This is a genomic window from Vallicoccus soli (assembly GCF_003594885.1).
In the GTDB taxonomy this organism is placed as follows: Bacteria; Actinomycetota; Actinomycetes; order Motilibacterales; family Motilibacteraceae; genus Vallicoccus; species Vallicoccus soli.
The window spans coordinates 843,498-861,245 of record NZ_QZEZ01000001.1 but is presented as its reverse complement, the minus strand read 5'-3'; the positions used below and the strand labels follow the sequence as shown (position 1 = coordinate 861,245).

General features: G+C 78.8%; 13 protein-coding genes. 5 read left to right on the top strand and 8 right to left on the bottom strand.

Annotation, left to right across the window (positions count from 1 at the left end; all coding sequences use genetic code 11):
- The first annotated feature begins 14 nt into the window (after window positions 1–14).
- Window positions 15–800, top strand: a complete 786-nt coding sequence (locus D5H78_RS04040; RefSeq protein WP_119949034.1) for an inositol monophosphatase family protein — start codon at window positions 15–17, stop codon at window positions 798–800.
- Between the two features lie 3 nt (window positions 801–803).
- On the opposite strand, the gene ppgK is transcribed toward D5H78_RS04040, so the two are convergent.
- Entirely contained in the window at window positions 804–1,568 is a 765-nt protein-coding gene (ppgK, locus tag D5H78_RS04035; RefSeq protein WP_119949033.1) for a polyphosphate--glucose phosphotransferase, read from the bottom strand.
- A gap of 245 nt (window positions 1,569–1,813) precedes the next feature.
- On the opposite strand from ppgK, the gene D5H78_RS04030 reads away from it, so the two are divergent.
- Window positions 1,814–2,293, top strand: coding sequence for a DUF309 domain-containing protein (locus tag D5H78_RS04030; protein ID WP_218566205.1), 480 nt, complete (start codon window positions 1,814–1,816; stop codon window positions 2,291–2,293).
- Window positions 2,294–2,312: 19 nt separating this feature from the next.
- Here the strand turns inward: D5H78_RS04030 and D5H78_RS04025 are convergent, their stop codons facing one another.
- Both D5H78_RS04025 and xylA read right to left on the bottom strand, forming a co-directional pair.
- Window positions 2,313–2,711 carry a PLD nuclease N-terminal domain-containing protein gene (locus D5H78_RS04025; protein WP_119949031.1) on the bottom strand — a complete coding sequence of 133 codons (399 nt, stop codon included), beginning with the start codon at window positions 2,709–2,711 and terminating at the stop codon, window positions 2,313–2,315.
- 116 nt (window positions 2,712–2,827) lie between these two features.
- Window positions 2,828–4,015: a xylose isomerase gene (gene xylA / locus D5H78_RS04020; RefSeq protein WP_119949030.1), complete on the bottom strand. Its 1,188-nt coding sequence runs from the start codon at window positions 4,013–4,015 to the stop codon at window positions 2,828–2,830.
- 89 nt (window positions 4,016–4,104) lie between these two features.
- Between xylA and D5H78_RS04015 the strand changes: the two genes are divergently transcribed.
- Window positions 4,105–5,325, top strand: coding sequence for an ROK family protein (locus tag D5H78_RS04015; protein WP_119949029.1), 1,221 nt, complete (start codon window positions 4,105–4,107; stop codon window positions 5,323–5,325).
- 44 nt (window positions 5,326–5,369) lie between these two features.
- On the opposite strand, the gene D5H78_RS20515 is transcribed toward D5H78_RS04015, so the two are convergent.
- Window positions 5,370–6,503: a hemerythrin domain-containing protein gene (locus tag D5H78_RS20515; protein ID WP_218566204.1), complete on the bottom strand. Its 1,134-nt coding sequence runs from the start codon at window positions 6,501–6,503 to the stop codon at window positions 5,370–5,372.
- 217 nt (window positions 6,504–6,720) lie between these two features.
- Here D5H78_RS20515 and D5H78_RS19700 point away from each other — a divergent pair, with 217 nt between their 5' ends.
- Window positions 6,721–7,215 (top strand): YbaK/EbsC family protein, encoded by a 495-nt coding sequence (locus D5H78_RS19700; protein WP_218566203.1) that lies wholly within the window; start codon window positions 6,721–6,723, stop codon window positions 7,213–7,215.
- Between the two features lie 29 nt (window positions 7,216–7,244).
- Here the strand turns inward: D5H78_RS19700 and recD are convergent, their stop codons facing one another.
- From recD to D5H78_RS03985, 4 genes are all read right to left on the bottom strand, one after another.
- Window positions 7,245–9,026, bottom strand: a complete 1,782-nt coding sequence (gene recD, locus D5H78_RS04000; RefSeq protein ID WP_177891123.1) for an exodeoxyribonuclease V subunit alpha — start codon at window positions 9,024–9,026, stop codon at window positions 7,245–7,247.
- 68 nt (window positions 9,027–9,094) lie between these two features.
- Window positions 9,095–12,586, bottom strand: a complete 3,492-nt coding sequence (locus D5H78_RS03995; RefSeq protein WP_165865586.1) for a UvrD-helicase domain-containing protein — start codon at window positions 12,584–12,586, stop codon at window positions 9,095–9,097.
- Window positions 12,583–15,969, bottom strand: a complete 3,387-nt coding sequence (recC, locus tag D5H78_RS03990) for an exodeoxyribonuclease V subunit gamma (protein ID WP_119949025.1) — start codon at window positions 15,967–15,969, stop codon at window positions 12,583–12,585. Before recC ends, D5H78_RS03995 begins: the two co-directional genes overlap by 4 nt.
- Before the next feature lie 136 nt (window positions 15,970–16,105).
- Window positions 16,106–16,429, bottom strand: a complete 324-nt coding sequence (locus D5H78_RS03985; RefSeq protein WP_119949024.1) for a putative quinol monooxygenase — start codon at window positions 16,427–16,429, stop codon at window positions 16,106–16,108.
- A 210-nt stretch (window positions 16,430–16,639) separates the two neighbouring features.
- On the opposite strand from D5H78_RS03985, the gene D5H78_RS03980 reads away from it, so the two are divergent.
- On the top strand, window positions 16,640–17,677 hold the full coding sequence (locus D5H78_RS03980; RefSeq protein ID WP_218566202.1) for a TerC family protein: 1,038 nt from the start codon (window positions 16,640–16,642) through the stop codon (window positions 17,675–17,677).
- Window positions 17,678–17,748: the final 71 nt, after the last annotated feature.

Here is a 17,748-nt window from a genome sequence, read left to right as displayed (position 1 = left end):
GTACGGTCGCCCCCGTGCCGGCCTACGACGACGACCTGCGCCTGGCGCACCTGCTGGCCGACCAGGCCGACGGCGTGACCATGGACCGCTTCCGCGCCCTGGACCTGCGGGTCGAGCAGAAGCCCGACCTCACGCCCGTGAGCGACGCCGACCGCGCCGCCGAGGAGGCGGTCCGCTCGATGCTGCAGCGGGCCCGCCCCCGCGACGCGGTGCACGGCGAGGAGATGGCCGACACCGGGTACGGGCCGCGGCGCTGGGTGGTCGACCCGATCGACGGGACGAAGAACTACGTGCGCGGGGTGCCGGTGTGGGCCAGCCTCATCGCGCTCATGGACGGCCCGCAGGTCGTCGCCGGCGTCGTGTCGGCACCGGCGCTCGGGCGGCGCTGGTGGGCCGCGCGCGGCACCGGGGCGTGGAGCGGGCGCAGCCTGTCCGCCGCCACCCGGCTGCGGGTGTCGGACGTCCGGCGCCTCCAGCACGCCTCGCTGTCGTACTCCAGCCTCACCGGGTGGGACGAGCGCGGCCTGCTCGGGCCGTTCCTCGACCTCTACCGCGGCGTCTGGCGCCAGCGGGCGTTCGGGGACTTCTGGTCGTACATGCTCGTGGCCGAGGGCGCCGTCGACGTGGCCTGCGAGCCCGAGGTCTCGCTGCACGACCTCGCGGCCGTCGCCGTGGTCGTCGAGGAGGCCGGGGGGCGCTTCACCTCCCTCGACGGCGCGCCGGGGCCCGCGGGCGGCAGCGCCGTCGGCACCAACGGGCACCTGCACGAGGACGTGCTGGCGGCGCTGGCGCCGCGCTGAGGCTCAGCCCCGCGCGGCCGCCCGCTCCTGCGCCAGCACCGCGGCGCCGATGATCCCCGCCTCGTTGCGCAGGGCGGCGGGCACGACCTCGGTGCGCAGGTCGAGCAGCGGCAGCCACTTCTCTGCCTTCTTGCTCACCCCGCCGCCGACGACGATGAGGTCCGGCCAGAACAGGTCCTCGACGTGCCGGAAGTACCGCTGCAGCCGCTTGGCCCACTTCTCCCAGGACAGGTCGTCGCGCTCGCGGGCGGCGTCGGACGCGCGGGTCTCCGCGTCGTGGCCGTCGAGCTCGAGGTGCCCCAGCTCGGTGTTGGGCACCAGGCGCCCGTCGGAGATGAGGGCGCTGCCGATGCCCGTGCCGAGCGTGCAGACGAGCACGACCCCCTCGCGGTCCTTCGCCGCACCGAAGCGCAGCTCGGCGTAGCCCGCCGCGTCGGCGTCGTTGACGACGAGCACGTCCTGCCCGGTCGCCTCGCCGAGCAGGGCGCCGGCGTCGGCGTCGACCCACCGCTTGTCCACGTTGGCCGCGGTGCGCGTCACGCCGTGCGTGACGACCGCGGGGAAGGTGCAGCCGAGCGGGCCGGACCAGCCGAAGTGCTCGACGACCTCGCGGACGGTCTGCGCCACCGCCTCGGGGGTGGACGGCTGCGGCGTGGGGATGCGGTGCCGCTCGGCCGCGAGCGCCCCGCCCGCGAGGTCCACGGGCGCGCCCTTGATGCCGCTGCCGCCGATGTCGATGCCGAAGCCCTGCGCGCTCGATCCCTGCATGCGCGCCATCCTGCCCGCTCCCCGCGCGGCTCCACACCCTGCCCCGCCGGCGGGTCGGCGGTCGGCCCCTCGCCGGACCTCGCCGGACCTCGCCGGCCCTCGCCGGCCCTCGCCGGCCCTCGCCGGCCCTCGCCGGCCCTCGCCGGCCCTCGCCGGCCCTCGTCGGCCCTCACCGGCCCTCGGCGGCCCTCGTCGGCCCTCGTCGGCGCCGCGGCCCGGCCGCCGCGCGCCGTAGGGTCGTGCCCGTGGACGCCCCTCCGGACCGCGACCGCGACGAGCAGGGCCGGGCGCGCAACGCGCGCCCGCGCGACGGGCTCGGGCGCCCCCTGCCGCACGGCGCGCCGGGCGTGGAGCGGGTGCCCGACGACCTGGTCCTGCCGCCGGCGGAGTCCCTCGTCGAGGCGCAGCGCCGGCTCGACCTCGGCGAGCCGTTCCAGGCGCACGAGGTGCTCGAGGGCACGTGGAAGGCGGCGCCGGAGCCCGAGCGCGAGCTGTGGCGGGGGCTGGCGCAGGTCGCGGTGGGCCTCACGCACCTGGCGCGGGGCAACTCCGCGGGCGCGGTCGCGCTCCTCGAGCGCGGGGGCGCGCGGGTGGGGGCGTACGCGGCCGACCCGCCGCACGGCGTCGACGCCGCCGGGCTCGCCGCCTTCGCGAGGGGCCTCGCGGCGCGGGTCGCCGCCGACCCGGCCACCCCGGTGCCGCCACCGCCCCGCCTGCGGGGCTAGCGGGGGCGCGGCACGGGGCTCAGCGGGCCTCGGGCTCCTCGTCCTCGCCCCGGGCGGCGCGCTCGCGGCGACGGAGGTCCTCCTCCCACCGGCGCAGGACGTCCTCGTGCTCGCGGTCCGCGCGGCGCAGGGAGTCCAGGAAGGCGGGGTCGTCGTCGGGGGCGAGGGGGCGGGAGGGGCGCTCGTGCTCCGGGTAGCCGGCGGTCCCGGTGGCGGGCCAGGGCACCTGCCCGGCGGGGCGGCGCGGGCGGCCGGCCACGAGCCAGGCGATCCCGCCGACGATCGGGAAGAGCAGGATCAGCACGATCCACGCCCAGCGGGGCAGGCCGCGCACCTCGTCCGGGCGGGTCTGGATGCAGTCGACGAGGCAGTACACGAGCAGCACGAGCTCGACGAGGACCGGCAGGTAGCGGAGCACGGCACTCCCCCGCGGGCTGGACCGGCCGACGGCCGGGACGTGGGAGCACCGTAGGCCCGCGGGGCGGACCGGCGCCAGGTGCCGGCGCCGGTCCGCCCGGACGGAGCAGCGGTGCGTCAGCGCGCGCCGAGCAGGTGCTCGACGGCGAGCTGGTTCAGGCGCACCATCCCGAAGCCGCGCTGCGCCGCGGCCTCCGGGTCGAAGTCCTCGAACGCCGAGCGGTCGGCGAGGAGGTCGTCGTACGACTCGCCCTCGGACAGGGTCGGCTGGGCGAGGTCGGCGACGCCGGCGACGGCGAGCGCCTCCTGCACCTCCGGGTCCGCGCGGAAGGCGAGGGCGCGCTCCTTGAGCAGGAGGTACGTGCGCATGTTCGCCTCGGCCGAGGCCCAGACCCCGTCGAGGTCCTCGGTGCGCAGCGGCTTGTAGTCGAAGTGGCGCGGGCCGTCGTACTTCTGGCCGCTGCCCGGCAGGCCGTTCTCGATGAGGTCGACCGTCGAGAAGGCGTTGAGCACGTTGCCGTGGCCGAAGACGAAGTCCTGGTCGTACTTCACGCCGCTCTGGCCGTTGAGGTCGATGTGGAAGAGCTTGCCCTGCCACAGCGCCTGCGCGATGCCGTGCGTGTAGTTGAGCCCGGCCATCTGCTCGTGCCCGGTCTCCGGGTTCACGCCGACCATGTCGGCGTGCTCGAGCGTCGAGATCCACGCGAGCGCGTGCCCGACGGTCGGCAGGAGGATGTCGCCGCGGGGCTCGTTCGGCTTCGGCTCGATCGCGAAGCGCATGCCGTAGCCCTTGTCGATGACGTACTGCGCGAGCAGGTCGATGCCCTCGCGGTAGCGCTCGAGCGCCGCGCCGATGTCCTTGCCGAAGTCGCTCTCCGAGCCCTCGCGCCCGCCCCAGAAGACGTACGTCTTCGCGCCGAGCTCGGCGGCGAGGTCGATGTTCCGCATGATCTTGCGCAGCGCGTAGCGCCGCACGGAGCGGTCGTTCGTCGTGAACGCGCCCTCCTTGAACACCGGGTGGGTGAAGGTGTTCGTGGTCGCCATGGGTACGACGAGGCCGGTCTCGTCGAGGGCCTTCTTGAAGCCCTGCACGATCCGGTCGCGCTCGGCCTCGTCCGCGCCGAAGGGCACGAGGTCGTCGTCGTGGTACGTGACGCCGTACGCGCCGAGGTCGGACAGGCGGTGGACGGTCTCCACCGGGTCGATGGCGCCGCGGGAGGCGTCGCCGAAGGGGTCGCGCCCCTGCCACCCCACCGTCCACAGACCGAACGAGAACCTGTCCTCGCGCGTGGGCTGGACCGTCATGCGCCGCACCTCCGTCGGTGTCGTCCACGGGGCGTGCCCCCGTTTGTTCACGTCTTGAACATAGGTGGCAGGTCTGGCAGTGTCAACGCGTGCCCGCCCCCGGTCCCGCCGTGCGCGCCGCCAACCTCGCGGCGGCGCTGCGCCACGTCGCGGCCTGCGCGGAACCGCCCTCGCGCGCGGGCATCGCCGCCGCCACCGGGTTCACGCGCGCGACGGCCTCCAGCCTGGTCGACGAGCTCGTGGCCGCGGGCCTGCTCGCCGAGACGGCGCCCCTGCGCCGCGCCGGCGGCGGGCGCCCCGGCACCGGCCTGGTGCTCGCGGACCGCGGGGCGGCCGGCCTCGGCGTCGAGGTCAACGTCGACCACGTGGCCGCCTGCGTCGTCGACCTCGCCGGGCGGGTCCGGCACCGCGAGGTCGAGGGCGTCGACCTGCGCGGCGTCCCCCCGCGCCGGGCGCTGGCCCGCGCCGCGCGCACCGCCCGGCGGGCCGTCGCGGCCGCGGCGGGCGACGGGCTCGAGCCCAGCGGGGCGGCGCTGGCGCTGCCCGGCCTCGTGCGCGGGCCGTCCGGACCCCTGCAGCTCGCCCCGAACCTGGGCTGGCGCGACGTCGACGTGCTCGAGCTGGCCGGCGCGCTCGAGCCCTTCGCCGGGCTGGCGCTGAGCGCCGGCAACGAGGCGGACCTCGCCGCGGTCGCCGAGCTCACCGAGCGCGGCCCCGGCGCGAGCTTCCTGCTGGTCTCCGGCGAGGTGGGCATCGGCGCCGGCGTCGTCGTCGAGGGCCGGCTCTTCCGGGGGGCGCACGGCTGGGCGGGCGAGCTCGGCCACGTCAGCGTCGACCCGGCCGGACCGGTCTGCCGGTGCGGCGCGCGCGGCTGCCTCGAGCGGTACGCGGGCCAGGACGCCCTGCTCGCCTCGGCCGGCCTCGTCGCACCGGCCGGCACGTCGCTCGGCGGCGTGCGGACCCTCGACGAGCTCGTGGCGCTCGCCGAGGCCGGCGACGCCGGGCTGCTGGCGGGCCTCGACGCGGCCGGCCACGCGCTGGGGGTGGCGGTCTCGGCCGCGCTCAACCTCCTCGACGTGCCGCAGGTGGTCCTCGGCGGCATCTACGCGCCGCTGTCGCGCTGGCTCGCGCCCGGGCTGTGCGACGAGCTCGCGGTGCGCCTGCTGGCCGCGCCGTGGGCCGCCCCGCGGGTCGTCGCCTCCGCGCTCGGCCCCGAGGCGGCCGTCGTGGGCGCGGCGCGCACGGTCGTGCGCTCCGTCGTCGACGACCCCGCGGCCTGGATAGCGCGTTCCACCGCCTCGAGCGCCTGAGACCACGGGGGGCTCCGCGGGGCCGCGACGGCGCCCGCGCGGGCCTACGCGGGGCCGCGACGGCGCCCGCGCACCACCCGCGGCGGGACCGGGCGCCCGCGCAGCACGGGGGCCGGCGGGCGGACGAGCCGGTCGGCGACGGCACCGGTGACGACCGCGTACACGACCTTGTGCAGCACGTCGACCACCTGCTCCCCCCGGGGCCAGGTCCACGGTGGCGCGCCCACGCCGGTGCCGTTCTCCAGGGTCTGGTCCGCGCTGAGGCGCAGCACGGTGAAGACGGCCGACGCGCCGGCGCCGCGGTGCCCGGAGCGCGCCATGAGCCCCCGCACCGCCCCCAGCAGGGCCCCCTGCCCCCAGTGCATCGCGTGGTTGACGAGGAAGCGGCGCTCGTCGTCCTCGGGGAACCGCCGGCCCAGCAGCGCCGACAGCGTCCTGCCCGGCACCTCCGAGCTCGCCCGCCCGGTCAGGGCCTGCTCCACCTTCTCGCCGAGCGTCATGACCGCGACCCCCGCCGCTCCCGCGACGACGCCCGCGAGCGCGGACCCCAGCAGCCCCGTGCCCTGCCGGCGGGACGACCCCTCGAGCAGGTCCTCGACCCGGTCGCTGGCCGCCAGCGCGACGCCGGCCAGCGCGTTGCCGGGCGGGCGGCGGGGGATCCCCGGGTGCGGGCGGGTCGGCGACGCCGTGCGCGCCGCCTCCCAGGCCGCCCCGATCGCGCGCAGCTCGTCCTCGGACGCCACCTGCTGCAGCCGGGGCAGCAGCGCGTCCTCCTCGTTGCGCGCGTCGTCGCTGATGAGCGCGAAGAGCCGGCGGACCCGCGCGTCGTACGACGGGGCGGCCGGGTCGGCGTCCTGCAGGTCCTGCAGCAGCTCGTTGATCTCCTGGTGCTCGCCCTCGATGTGCGCGGTCAGCCGGTCGCCCTCCGCGGGCAGGTGCTTGCGGTACGCCGGGAACAGCACCGTCTCCTCCGCGAAGGCGTGCCGCAGCGCCCGCTCCGCGAGGTCGCTCACCACCCGGGCCCGCGCGTCGGGCGACCCCGCCCGGTCGTACGCCAGCATCAGCTCGTGCAGCGCGCTGTGGTCGCGGCTCTGCCGGGACAGGATGCTGCCCGGCCCGCCCCGCTGCGCGTCCGTCTGGTCCGCCACCGACAGCAGCCCGCTCGCCCGCTCCGCCACCGCACGCTCCTCCTCGTCACCCCGCGCCGCGGCGCGCCCCCGGCGCACCGCTCCGCGTGACCCCGGCGCGCCCTGCCGGCGCCCGCTCGTCGTGCCCCCGCGCTGCCCGGCGCTGCGGCGCCCAACCCCCGCCCCGCCGCCCGTGCCGCCCGGGCGCCGGGACCCGGCCCGGCGACGCGGTGGCGGCGGCCCGGCCCGGGCCGCCAGACTGCGCGGCGTGGCCGACCCCCTCCTCGAGCACCCCGCCGTGGTCCGCGTCCGGGCCGCCCTGCGGGCGCGCGGCGCCACCGGGAGCGTCAGCGTGCTCGGCGAGGCGGCGCGCACCGCCCGCGCCGCCGCCGACCAGCTCGGCTGCGACGTGGGCGCGATCGCCAACTCCCTGGTGTTCCTGCAGGGGCCCGCGCCCGGCGGCGCGCCGGTGCTCGTCCTGACCTCCGGCGCCCACCGGGTCGACGAGGCGCGGGTCGCGGCCCTGCTGGGCGTCCCCGCCCTGCACCGCGCCGGTCCCGACGCCGTGCGCGCGGCCACCGGGTCGGCGATCGGCGGGGTCGGTCCCGTCGGGCACCCCGCGCCGCTGCCGACCCTCGTGGACGAGGACCTCGCGGGCCACCCCGTGGTGTGGGCCGCCGCCGGGCACCCGCGCACGCTCTTCCCCACGACCTACGACGAGCTCCTGCGGATCACCGGCGGCCGCGCGGCGCGGGTCGCCTGAGGCCGCGGAGTGGTGCCGGGAGGGCCCCGTCAGCCGGCGGCCAGGCGCCCGCGCAGCCCGCTCGCCCGCACCGCCGGGCGCTCGACCGCGGCGCGCAGCGCGGCCTCGCCGGCCACGACCCGCACCAGGGACTGCGCGCGGGTGAGCGCGGTGTAGAGCAGCTCGCGGGTGAGCAGCGGGCTGTCCTGCTCGGGCAGGACGAGCGTCACCCGGTCGAACTGGCTGCCCTGGCTGCGGTGCACCGTCATGGCGTGCACCGTCTGCACCTCGTGCAGGCGGCTCGGCGCGAAGCGGACCAGGCCGTCGGCGGCCCCGGCGCGGGCGAAGGCCACCCGCACCTCGCCGTCCGCGGTGCGCACCACGACGCCGGTGTCGCCGTTGTAGAGCCCGAGCGCGTAGTCGTTGGCCGTGACGAGCAGCGGGCGCCCGACGTACCACTCGTCGCCGCCGGGGGCCGCGCCCTGTGCAGCCAGCCAGCGCTCGACCTGCCGGGACCAGACGTCGACGCCGTAGGGGCCGGTGCGGTGCGCGCAGAGCAGCCGGTGCCGCCCGAGCAGCGCCAGCGCCCCGGCGGCGTCGCCCTCCAGCGCCGCCCGCCGCAGCGCCGTGCCCGCGGCCACGACGTCGCCGCGGGCACCCGGGTCGCCGAGGGGGTCCTCCACCAGGACCGTGTCGGGCGACGGCGAGCGCAGCTGGGCCAGGGCGGCGTCGGCGTCGCCCCGGCGCACCGCCTCGGCGAGCGCCCCGATGCCCGCGCCGTAGCGGTGGTTGGTGCGCAGGACCACCACCCCGCGCGGCCAGTCCGGGGCGTCCGCGCCCGCGACGAGCGCGGCGACCGCCGGGTCGGGGTCGGGGGCCGGGCGGTCGCGCAGCCCGCCGACGAGGTCGGCGAGCACCGCGCCGGCCTCCACGGACGCGAGCTGGTCGGGGTCGCCCACGAGCACCAGGCGGGTGTCGGGCCGCAGGGCCTCGAGGAGCCGGGCCATGAGGGTCAGGGACACCATCGACGTCTCGTCGACCACGACGACGTCGTACGGCAGCGTCGCGTCGCGGTCGTGGCGGAAGCGCGTGCTCGTGCCCGGTCGCGGCCCCAGCAGGCGGTGCAGCGTCGACGCGGTGTGCCCCTCGAGCCGGGACCGGTCCCCCGCCGGCAGGCGCAGGCGGTCGGCGGCCTCGAGCAGCGCCTCCTGCAGCCGCGCCGCCGCCTTGCCCGTGGGCGCGGCGAGCGCGACCCGCGGCGGTGGCCCCGGCTGGTCGAGCAGCAGCGCGAGCAGGACCGCGACCGTGGTGGTCTTGCCCGTGCCCGGGCCGCCGCCGAGCACGGTCGTCCAGCGGGTCGCCGCCACCGCCGCCGCGGCGCGCTGCGCGCTCGTGCGCTCGGGCAGCAGCCGGTCGAGCCCGTCCCGCAGCCGGGCGAGGTCCACCCGCGGCGGCGCGGCCGCCTCCCGGCGCAGCAGGTCGTCGCAGACCTGCACCTCCTGGCGGTGGTAGCGCTCGAGGTAGAGCAGGCCGTCCTCCCACCGCAGCGGCCTGCCGGGGCCCACCAGCGGGCTTGCGCCGACCGCGCGCACCCAGGCGGCGGGGTCGGGCCACGGCAGCTCGGGGGCCAGGCGCGGCGGCTCGTCGAGCGCCACGCAGGTGCTGCCCCCGCGCACCGCCCGCACCGCCAGCGCGACCGCCAGGCGGACCGCGGGGTCCGGCTCGCCCCCGAGCTCGCCGAGGCGCTGGGCGACGTGCACGTCCGCCGCCTCGAGCAGCCCGGCCTCGTTGTACGGGCGCAGCGCCGCGTCGGCGCCCCGGGCGCGCCGCACGTCGTACGGGTCCTCCAGCGGCTCCAGCGCGACGCCCGCCGCGCGGACGGGACCGGCCGGGGCGGCGCTCACGCGGCACCCCCGTGCAGCAGGTCGGACAGGGCGGTCACGAGGCCGGGCGGCGGCGACCAGGCGAAGACGCCGCTCGGGCGCCCCTGCTCGCGCGGCGCCCCGGGCCCGCACATGCCGCGGACGTAGAGGTAGAGCACGCCCCCGAGGTGCACCGCCGGGTCGTAGCCCGGCTGGCGCCAGCGCAGGAAGCGGTGCAGCGCGACGCAGTAGAGCAGCGCCTGCAGCGGGTAGTCCGACCCGGCCATGACCTGGTCGAGCGCGGCCGGGCGGTAGTCCCACGCGGTCAGCGGCGGCCCGGCGGGGTCGCCGAGCCGGTTCGTCTTGTAGTCCGCCACGAGGTAGCGCGGACCGCGGGCGCCCTGCAGGCGCACCACGAGGTCGAGGCTGCCCGTGAGGTAGCCGCGCAGCGGCTGCTCGGCGAGGCCCGGCGCGCCGACCCGCTCGGCGTACGGCGCGAGCGGGTCGCCCGGCGGCAGGTGCTCGCGCAGCAGCGGGGCCAGCTCGCCGAGCAGGGCCGCGCGCGCCGCGGGGTCGTCGCCGCCGGCGAGCGGCAGCTCGAACTCGAGCTCGGCCAGGCGGTCGGTGCGGGGCACGTCGACGAGGGCGCGGTCGTCGGCGAGCGGCCCCAGCGGGGTGCGCAGCACGGGGACGAGCGCGTCGGCCAGCGCGCCCGCGTCGAGGTCGAGCGGGCGGCGGGCCAGGTGCTCGCGGGCGCGCTCGGCCAGCTCGGCGCGCAGGTCGCCCGCCTGGGCGTCGGCGTCCTCGAGGACGCCGTGGACCAGGGTGCCGAAGGCCGTGCCCGCCGGCAGGTCGACCATCGGGCTGGGCACCGCCCGCAGCGCCGCCTCCACCGGGTCCTCCCCCGCCGCGGCCGTCCCGCCCTCCGGCCAGGACCCGGCCCCCGGCCAGGACCCGGCAGGGCCCGCGTCGGCCGTGCCGGCGATGTCCTCGTCCTCGCGCTCCCCCGTCTCGGGCTCGCTGCCGACCCCGGCCTCGGCCGCGGCGCGCTCGCCGGCGGCCGCCAGGGCGCTGTACGACGTGCGGCGCCACGTCGTGTCGAGCCCCCGCCCGAGGACCGACACCGTGAGCGGCCCCGGCGGCGGCGGCGCGGGGACCGCTCCCGGCTCCTCGACGACCTCGGACCGCTCGAGGGCGACGCCGGCGCAGCGCCCGGCCACCGCGCGCAGGCGCGCCAGCGCCTCGGCGTCGGGGGGCACGGGCACCCGGTCGGGCACCTGCGGGCTCCCCGCCGCGCGGCCGAGCAGCAGGCGGTGCAGCGCCGAGGTCTCGGCGTTGCGGCTGGGCGCCCACCAGAGCACCACCTGCGCGCCGGCCCGGGTCAGCCCCACGTAGAGCAGGCGCAGCGCCTCGCCGTCGTCCTCCGCGCGGGCGCGGGCCAGCCGCTCGCGCCGCCCCGGCGACGCCTCGCCCCCGACGTCGAGCAGGCGCGTGCCGTCGTCGGCGTGCAGCAGCAGCATGTCGGGGCTCCGCTCGAAGCGGTCGGCGGCGAAGGGCAGGAGCACGACGGGGTACTCGAGCCCCTTGCTCGCGTGCAGCGTGACGACCTGCACCGCGGCCGCGTCGCTGTCGAGGCGGCGGGTGCGCTCCAGCGAGGCGTCGGTGGCGGCCTCGGCGCGGCGGCGGCGCAGGTGCTCCACCAGCGCCGCGAGGCCCAGCCCCTCGGTGACCGCGGCCTCGTGCAGCGCCTGCCCGACGTGGCGCAGGTCGGTGAGCCGCCGCTCCCCGTCGGGCAGGGACAGCACGCGCTGGGGCAGCCCGCGCTCGGCCGAGGCGACCTCGAGCAGCGCGGCGACCCCGCGCCCGGCGAGCAGGTCGGCCCAGCCGCGCAGGAGCCCGCCGAGGTCGTCGGTGAGCCGGTCTCCCGCCAGGGCCAGGTCGCGGGCCGTGCGCCCGAGGAACGGGGTGAGGGCGGCGGCACGGACCCGGCCGGAGCGGTGCGGCTGCTCCAGGGCCTCGAGCAGCACCAGCCAGTCGTCCGCGGCCGGCGTGGCGAACACGCTGCCCCCGGCCGCGACCACCGCGGGCACCCGCCGGGCCCGCAGCGCGGCGTGCACGACGCCGGCCTGGTGGTGGGTGGAGACGAGGACGGCTACGTCGCCGGCGACGAGGGGCCGCCCGTCGTACGTGGCGCCGGACGCGAGCAGCCGGGCGACGTCGGCGGCGAGGTCGCGGGCCACGTGCTCGCGGACCCGCGCGACCGGCGGGAGCTGCGCCGGGTCCGCGACGCCGACGTCCGGGCGGGTGACGACGCGCAGGCGGACCGGCGCGGCGTGCGGCGCGCCGGCCAGCCTGCTGCCGCTGCGACGCGCCTCGACGGGGCGCACCACGATGCCGGGGTCCCCGAGCTCGGCGCCCTCGAGCAGCCCGCCGAGCGCAGCCACCAGCGGCGCGTCGCTGCGGTGGTTGACCGCGAGGGTGCGCCGGTGCTCGGCGCGCGCGGCCGCCGCCAGGTAGGTGACGACGTCGCCGCCGCGGAACCCGTACACGGCCTGCTTGGGGTCGCCGACGAGCACCAGCGTCGCGTGGCCGTGGAAGGCGCGCTCGAGCACCTGCCACTGCACGGGGTCCGTGTCCTGGAACTCGTCGACGAGCACGACCCGCCAGCGCGCGCGCATCCGGTCGCGCGCGGGGGCGTCCTCGGCCTCGAGCGCCGCGGCGAGCCGCACGAGCAGGTCGTCGTAGGAGAGGACCCCGAGCCGCCGCTTGCGCCGGTCGACCTCCCGGCGCACGCCGGCGGCGAAGCGCCGCCGCACCCCGGCGGGGGTGGCGCCGTCCTCGTCGGAGGGCTCCAGGCGCGCCTGGGGGTCGCCCACGGCGGCGCGCCCGAGCGCGAGGGCGCAGGCGCGGTCGAAGGGCGGGGGCGGCGCGCCGGGGGCGCCGAAGCCGCGGACGTAGAGGTCGTCGACGACCTCCACGACGAGGTCGTCGAGGTCCTCGACCAGCCGCGTGCCGCGGTCGGTGTCGCCGGCGACCCCGAGGCCGCCGAGCACCTGGTGGCAGAACTGGTGGGTGGTGGCGATGGTCGCCGCGTCGACGTCGGCGAGCGCGAGCGCGAGGCGCCGCCGGCGCTCGGCCACCTCGCCCGGCCCGGCCCCGTCACCGCCGGCGAGCAGCGCGAGGACCGGGTCGTCGCCGGCCCGGGTGGCCGCGGGCTCGCCGAGCGCCCGCTCCGCGCGCACCAGGTGCTCGCGCACGCGCTCGCGCAGCTCCTGGCTCGCCGCGCGCCCGAAGGTGATGACGAGGAGCTCCTCGACCCGGGCGCGCCCCTCGGCGACGAACCGGGCCACGAGGGCCCCCACCGTGTGCGTCTTGCCCGTGCCCGCGCTCGCCTCGAGCACCGTCGTGCCGGTCGGCAGCGGCCCGCACAGGTCGAACGGCAGCGGCCCGGCCCCGACCGCCCCGGCCCCCTCGACCGCGCTGCCCGCGCCGCCCGCGCTGCCCGCGCTCGCCGCGCTCGCGGCGCTCACAGGCCGCCCACCCGCTCGACGTCGAGCAGCGGGTCCCACACCCGCCGCGCCAGCTCGCCCAGCCGCGACGGCTCGCCGCCCCACCGCTCGTCCTCACGGGGCGGGTCGGCGAGCAGGGCGGCGAGCGGCACGACGCCGCCGTGGACCCGGACGTGCGCCGGGTCGGCGTCCTCGCCGGGGAAGTCGCGCGAGCGCCACTCGCGCTCGGCCCGCTCGAGCGCCGCCGGCACCTCGTCGCCGGCCCAGCGGGCCGCGGCGTAGGCCGCACCGGTGCGCACCGGCAGGGGCAGGGGCTCGCGCAGGCCCCGGTCGTGCAGGTCGACGAGCCGGCCGAGCAGCTCGCGGGCCCGCTCCGGCGCGACGGGGCCGACGAGCGCCCGGCGCGGGCGCCCCGTGCCCCTCCCCACGGTGCTCGCCGTCCAGCCGGCGCCGGGGTGGGCCGCGCAGAGCGCCAGCAGCCCGACCCAGGCGCGCAGCCGGTGGTGCGCCCGCAGCCTGCTGTACGTCACCTCGAGCAGCGTGGTGCCCCGCACCCCCGCGACGCTGCCCCGCAGCGAGCGCCCGTCGGGCAGCGCGACGTCGACGTCGACCACCTGCCGCGGGTGGGCGCGCAGGTCGGCCGTCCCGGCGACGAGCGGCTCGACGTCGCGCAGGACCCGGTCGAGCGCTCGGGCGCCCAGCCCCCCGGGCGGCAGGGCGCCCCGGCGCCACTCGGCCTGGCGCGCGTCCTCGGGCGACGCGCCGGCGAGCCGGTCGCGCAGCACCCGGTCGCCGACCGCCCAGGCCTCGAGCGCGTCGAGCTCGACCGCGAGGTGGTCGGAGGGCTCGTCGTCCTCGCGCAGCACGGCGACGTCGAGCCGCTGGCGCAGGAACGCGCGCGCCGGGTGCACCAGCAGGTCGGCGAGCGCAGCCAGCTCCACGGCACCGCCCGCCCGCGCGGGCGGCAGCGGGCCCGGCAGGAAGGGGCCGGGGTCCTCGCGCGGGGCGAGGGCGGCCCGGGCCCCGGCCAGCGCCGTGGGGTCGTGGCTGAAGGCCCGCCCCGGGGTCCCGAGGGCGCCGGGGACGAGGCAGCGGGGGTCGTGGGCCTGGAGCGGGTGCCGCACGAGCACCTGGTCGCGCGGCCGGGCCCCGTCGGCGCCGACCGCCGTCTCGTCGAGGGCGTCGAGGAGCTCGCCCAGCGGCACGCTGAGCGGTCGGGCCGCCCCGGTGCGCTCGTCGGCCCCGGTGCAGGTCACGACGACCCGCTCGGTCGCGGCGAGCAGGGCGTCGAGGAGCAGCTGGCGGTCCTCGCTGCGCGGGTCGGCCTCGCCGACGGCCGGGTCGCGGTCGAGCACGTCGTCGCCGTCGCGGCGCACCCCGCGCGGGAACGCGCCGTCGTCGAGCCCGAGCAGGCACACCACGCGGTGCGGGACCGAGCGCATGGGGACCATCGTGCAGACGGTCAGGGTGCCGGTCCGGAAGCCGGCGCGGGTGGGCCGGCCGGCGAGCCGCCCGCCGAGCAGCGCCCGCACGTCGGCGAGCGCCAGGGGCGTGCTCGCGGCCCGCCCGCCCGCCGCGTCCTCGAGGTCGGCGAGGACCCGGCGCAGCTCCCCGGCCTGCCACAGGTCGGCGGGGGCGACGTCGGTGAGCGAGGCGACGCCCTCGCGCAGCAGCGCGCACCACGCCGCGAGCGGGCGGTCGCCCGGCGCGGACAGCGCCCCGAGGACCGCGCCGAGGCGGTCGACCAGCTCGGCCAGGCGCCCCGCGAGGTCGACCTCGCCGCTGCCGACGTCGTCGAGCGGGAGCGCCAGCCCCAGCCGGTTGCCGTCCTCGTCGGCCATCGCGGCTCCGAGGAGCACGCGGTCCAGGCCCGCGCGCCAGGTGTTCTGCGGGACCAGGTCGAGCGCGTAGGGGGTCCGGTGCGCCGCGTCGAGCCCCCACCGCACCCCCGCCTCCGCCACCCAGGTGGCGACCCGCTCGAGGTCGTCGTCGTCGAGGCGGAAGCGCCGGCGGACCGGGCCGGTGGACGCGAGGTCGAGGACCTGCGAGGCCGTGACCCGCGCGCCCGCCAGCTCCAGGAGGCGGTCGACGGTCGCCAGGAGGGGGTTGGTGCGCCGCAGCGAGCGGTCGGCGAGCCGGACCCGCAGGGCGTGGCCGGGGTGGCCCGCACCGGTGACCTCGGCGAGGCCGAAGGCCGCGGCCACCAGCGGGGCGAACTCCTCGATGTCGGGGCACATGACGAGCACGTCGCGCGGCTCGAGGGTCGGGTCCTGCGCCAGCAGCCCCACGAGCACCTCGCGGAGCACCTCCACCTGCCGGGCCCGCCCGTGGCAGGCGTGCACCTGCACCGTGCGGTCGGACGGGTCGAGCAGCGGCCGGGCCCCCGCGGGGGCGCGCCGGTCGTCGCGCACGGCGCGCTGCAGGTGCCCGAGGAGCGTCACGGGGGGCGCGGGCACCGGGTGGTGGTGGCCCTCGTGCGGCACGGCGGCGAGCACCTGGGCCAGCTCGCGCGCGTCGCGGCCGAGCGAGGAGAGCAGGGGGTGGCGCACCAGCTCGCCGGTGCGGTCCTCGCGCCGGCGCACCGGGCGGCGCGGCGCACGGGACACCGCCGCGACCCGGTCCCAGAGGTCGCCCGACGGGTGCGGCAGCCAGAGGTGCACGTCGCGGTGCTCGGCCAGCGCCCGCAGGAGCACCAGGTCGCCGGCCGGGAGCCGGGTGGGGCCGAAGAGCGAGGCCCTGGCCGGCAGCGGGCACGACGCCGGGTCGTCGCGGAGCCGCGCGGCGGTCAGCGCCGCCCGCTGCACGGGGTCCGGCCCGGGGACCCGCTCGGCCAGCAGCCGGAAGAGGCGGGCCTGCCAGCGCAGGTCGACCGGCAGCGGCGCGCCGAGGCCGTCGGCGTCGTCGCCGCGCGCCCAGGCGGCCAGCAGCGCCGGCCGCTCGCGCGCGGCGTCGTCGACCAGCGTCGCCAGGCGGTGCGCCACGGCCCACCGGCGTCCGCGGCGGTGGACCCGCTCGGCGGGGTCGTCCGCCCCGGGCGGCGCGACCACCCCGAGGTGCAGGCCCAGCGCGCGGCACCAGGGCTCGCCGGCGCAGCCGTCGAGCACCTCCAGCAGCGTCCAGGCGAGGGCGTCCGGGTGCCACGGGTCGGGCTCCTCGACGCCCGCGGCCTCGGCGAGCAGCCGTCGCGGCGACGGGAAGCGCACCCCCGCGCAGACGCCGTCGCCGCTCGAGCCCGCGCCCTGCCCGAGCCGGTGCGCCAGGCGCTGGGCCAGCCACCGCTCCACGCCCCGCGCGGGGACTGCGACGACGTCCTCGGCGAAGGGGTCCGCCGGTGGCACCGCGAGGACGTCGCCGAGCGCGTCGACGAGCGCGTCGGACCGCTCGGCGCGGTGGACGTGCAGCACCCGCGTGGACCCCCTCGGCGCCGCGACCCTCGCGCGGCCCCGCCACGCTAGCCGCGCCCACCGACAGCCCGCCGAGGGCGTGGCGGTCGGGGCGGGCCGGCGCGGCGAAGCGCGCGGGAGGGACCGCGCGGGACCCTCAGCGCGGCTGGACCTCGGCCATCCGCGACCAGCCCTCGCCCGGCACCTCGACGTTGACGATCTCGGGCACGCTCGCGACGAGGTCGGGCATCCACCCCACGGCCTCGCGGAAGTGGTCCGAGCGCACGTGCTCCTCGCCGGCCGCGGCGTCGCGGAACGCCTCGAGCAGGACGAACTGGTGGGGGTCGTGGACGCTGCGCGACCAGTCGAAGAAGAGGTTGCCCGGCTCGGCGCGGGTCGCGGTGGTGAACGGCTCGACGAGCGAGAGCCACTCGTCGCTGCGCTCCGGGCGGACGGTGAACCGGACGGCGATGAAGATCACGGCGCGCTCCTGGTGCTGCGGGACGGGGGCGGGCGCCCATGCTCCCGCGGGGTTCGTTCGACGCGGGAGCGGGGTACCCCCTAGGCTGGAACACGAGGGGAGTACTCCCACGCACCGCTCCGGTCAGTACGGACGCGCCCACGCGCGCCCCGGACGGTGGCCGACGACGGTGGAGGAGACCTCGGGCACCACGTACCCGAGGAGAGCTCTGTGCACTTGCCCGTGACCCTGGCCGCTGCCGACAGCGGCGGCGCGACCTCGTCCCTCGCCTCGCCGGGCCTGTGGCTCCTGAGCATCGGCGTCGTCCTGGGCCTGGTCCTGCTGGACCTGGCCCTGACCCGCCGTCCGCACGCGGTGGGCATGCGCGAGGCCGTCGGGTGGTCCGTCTTCTACATCGCCCTCCCCCTCGTCTTCGGCGCGTGGATCTGGGCGCAGTGGGGGTCCGGGCCGGGCGTGGACTTCCTCACGGGCTACCTCGTCGAGAAGTCGCTGTCCGTCGACAACCTCTTCGTCTTCATGCTCCTGCTCTCCGCCTTCGCGGTGCCGGCGGAGCTGCAGCAGCGCGTCCTGCTCTACGGCATCGTGGGCGCGCTCGTGCTGCGCGGCGTGCTCATCGCCGTCGGCGCGGCGGCGCTGGACAACCTGAGCTTCGCGTTCCTGCTCTTCGGCGCGATCCTGCTCGCCACGGCCGTGAAGATCTTCCGCGACCAGCGCAAGGGCACCGGCCACGAGGTCGACGTCTCGTCCATGCGCTCGGTGCGCCTGCTCCGGCGCTTCATGCCCGTCACCGACGAGTACCGCGGCGCGCGCATGACGGTGCGCGAGGCCGGCAAGCGCGCGGCGACCCCGCTGCTGCTCGTCGTGGTCGCCGTCTTCGCCACCGACGTGGTCTTCGCCGTCGACTCCGTCCCCGCCGTCTACGGCATCACGAGCGACCCCTACCTCGTCTTCGCGACCAACGCCTTCGCGCTGCTGGGCCTGCGGGCGCTGTACTTCGTGCTGCAGGGCGCGCTCGGGCGCCTCGTCCACCTCGGGTACGGCCTCGCCGCGATCCTCGCCTTCATCGGCGTGAAGCTGGTGCTGCACTGGGCGCACGGCATCTGGGCGGGCGTCCCGGAGATCCCGACGCTGCTCTCGCTCGGCTTCATCGTCGTGGTCCTCGCGATCGTCACGATGACCAGCCTGCGCGCCACGCGCCAGGACCCCGAGGCGGTCGGCGAGCACGTCGGGAGCCCCCCGGCGCGCTGACCCGCCACGCGACGGGCCCCGGGGCAGCGCCCCGGGGCCCGTCGCGTCGTGGTGCCCGCGCGAGGTGGGGC

Coding starts and splice junctions, on each gene's coding strand:
- ppgK (WP_119949033.1), bottom strand. CDS start 1,568: ATGCAGGGATCGAGCGCGCAGGGCTTCGGCATCGACATCGGCGGCAGC.
- xylA (WP_119949030.1), bottom strand. CDS start 4,015: ATGACGGTCCAGCCCACGCGCGAGGACAGGTTCTCGTTCGGTCTGTGG.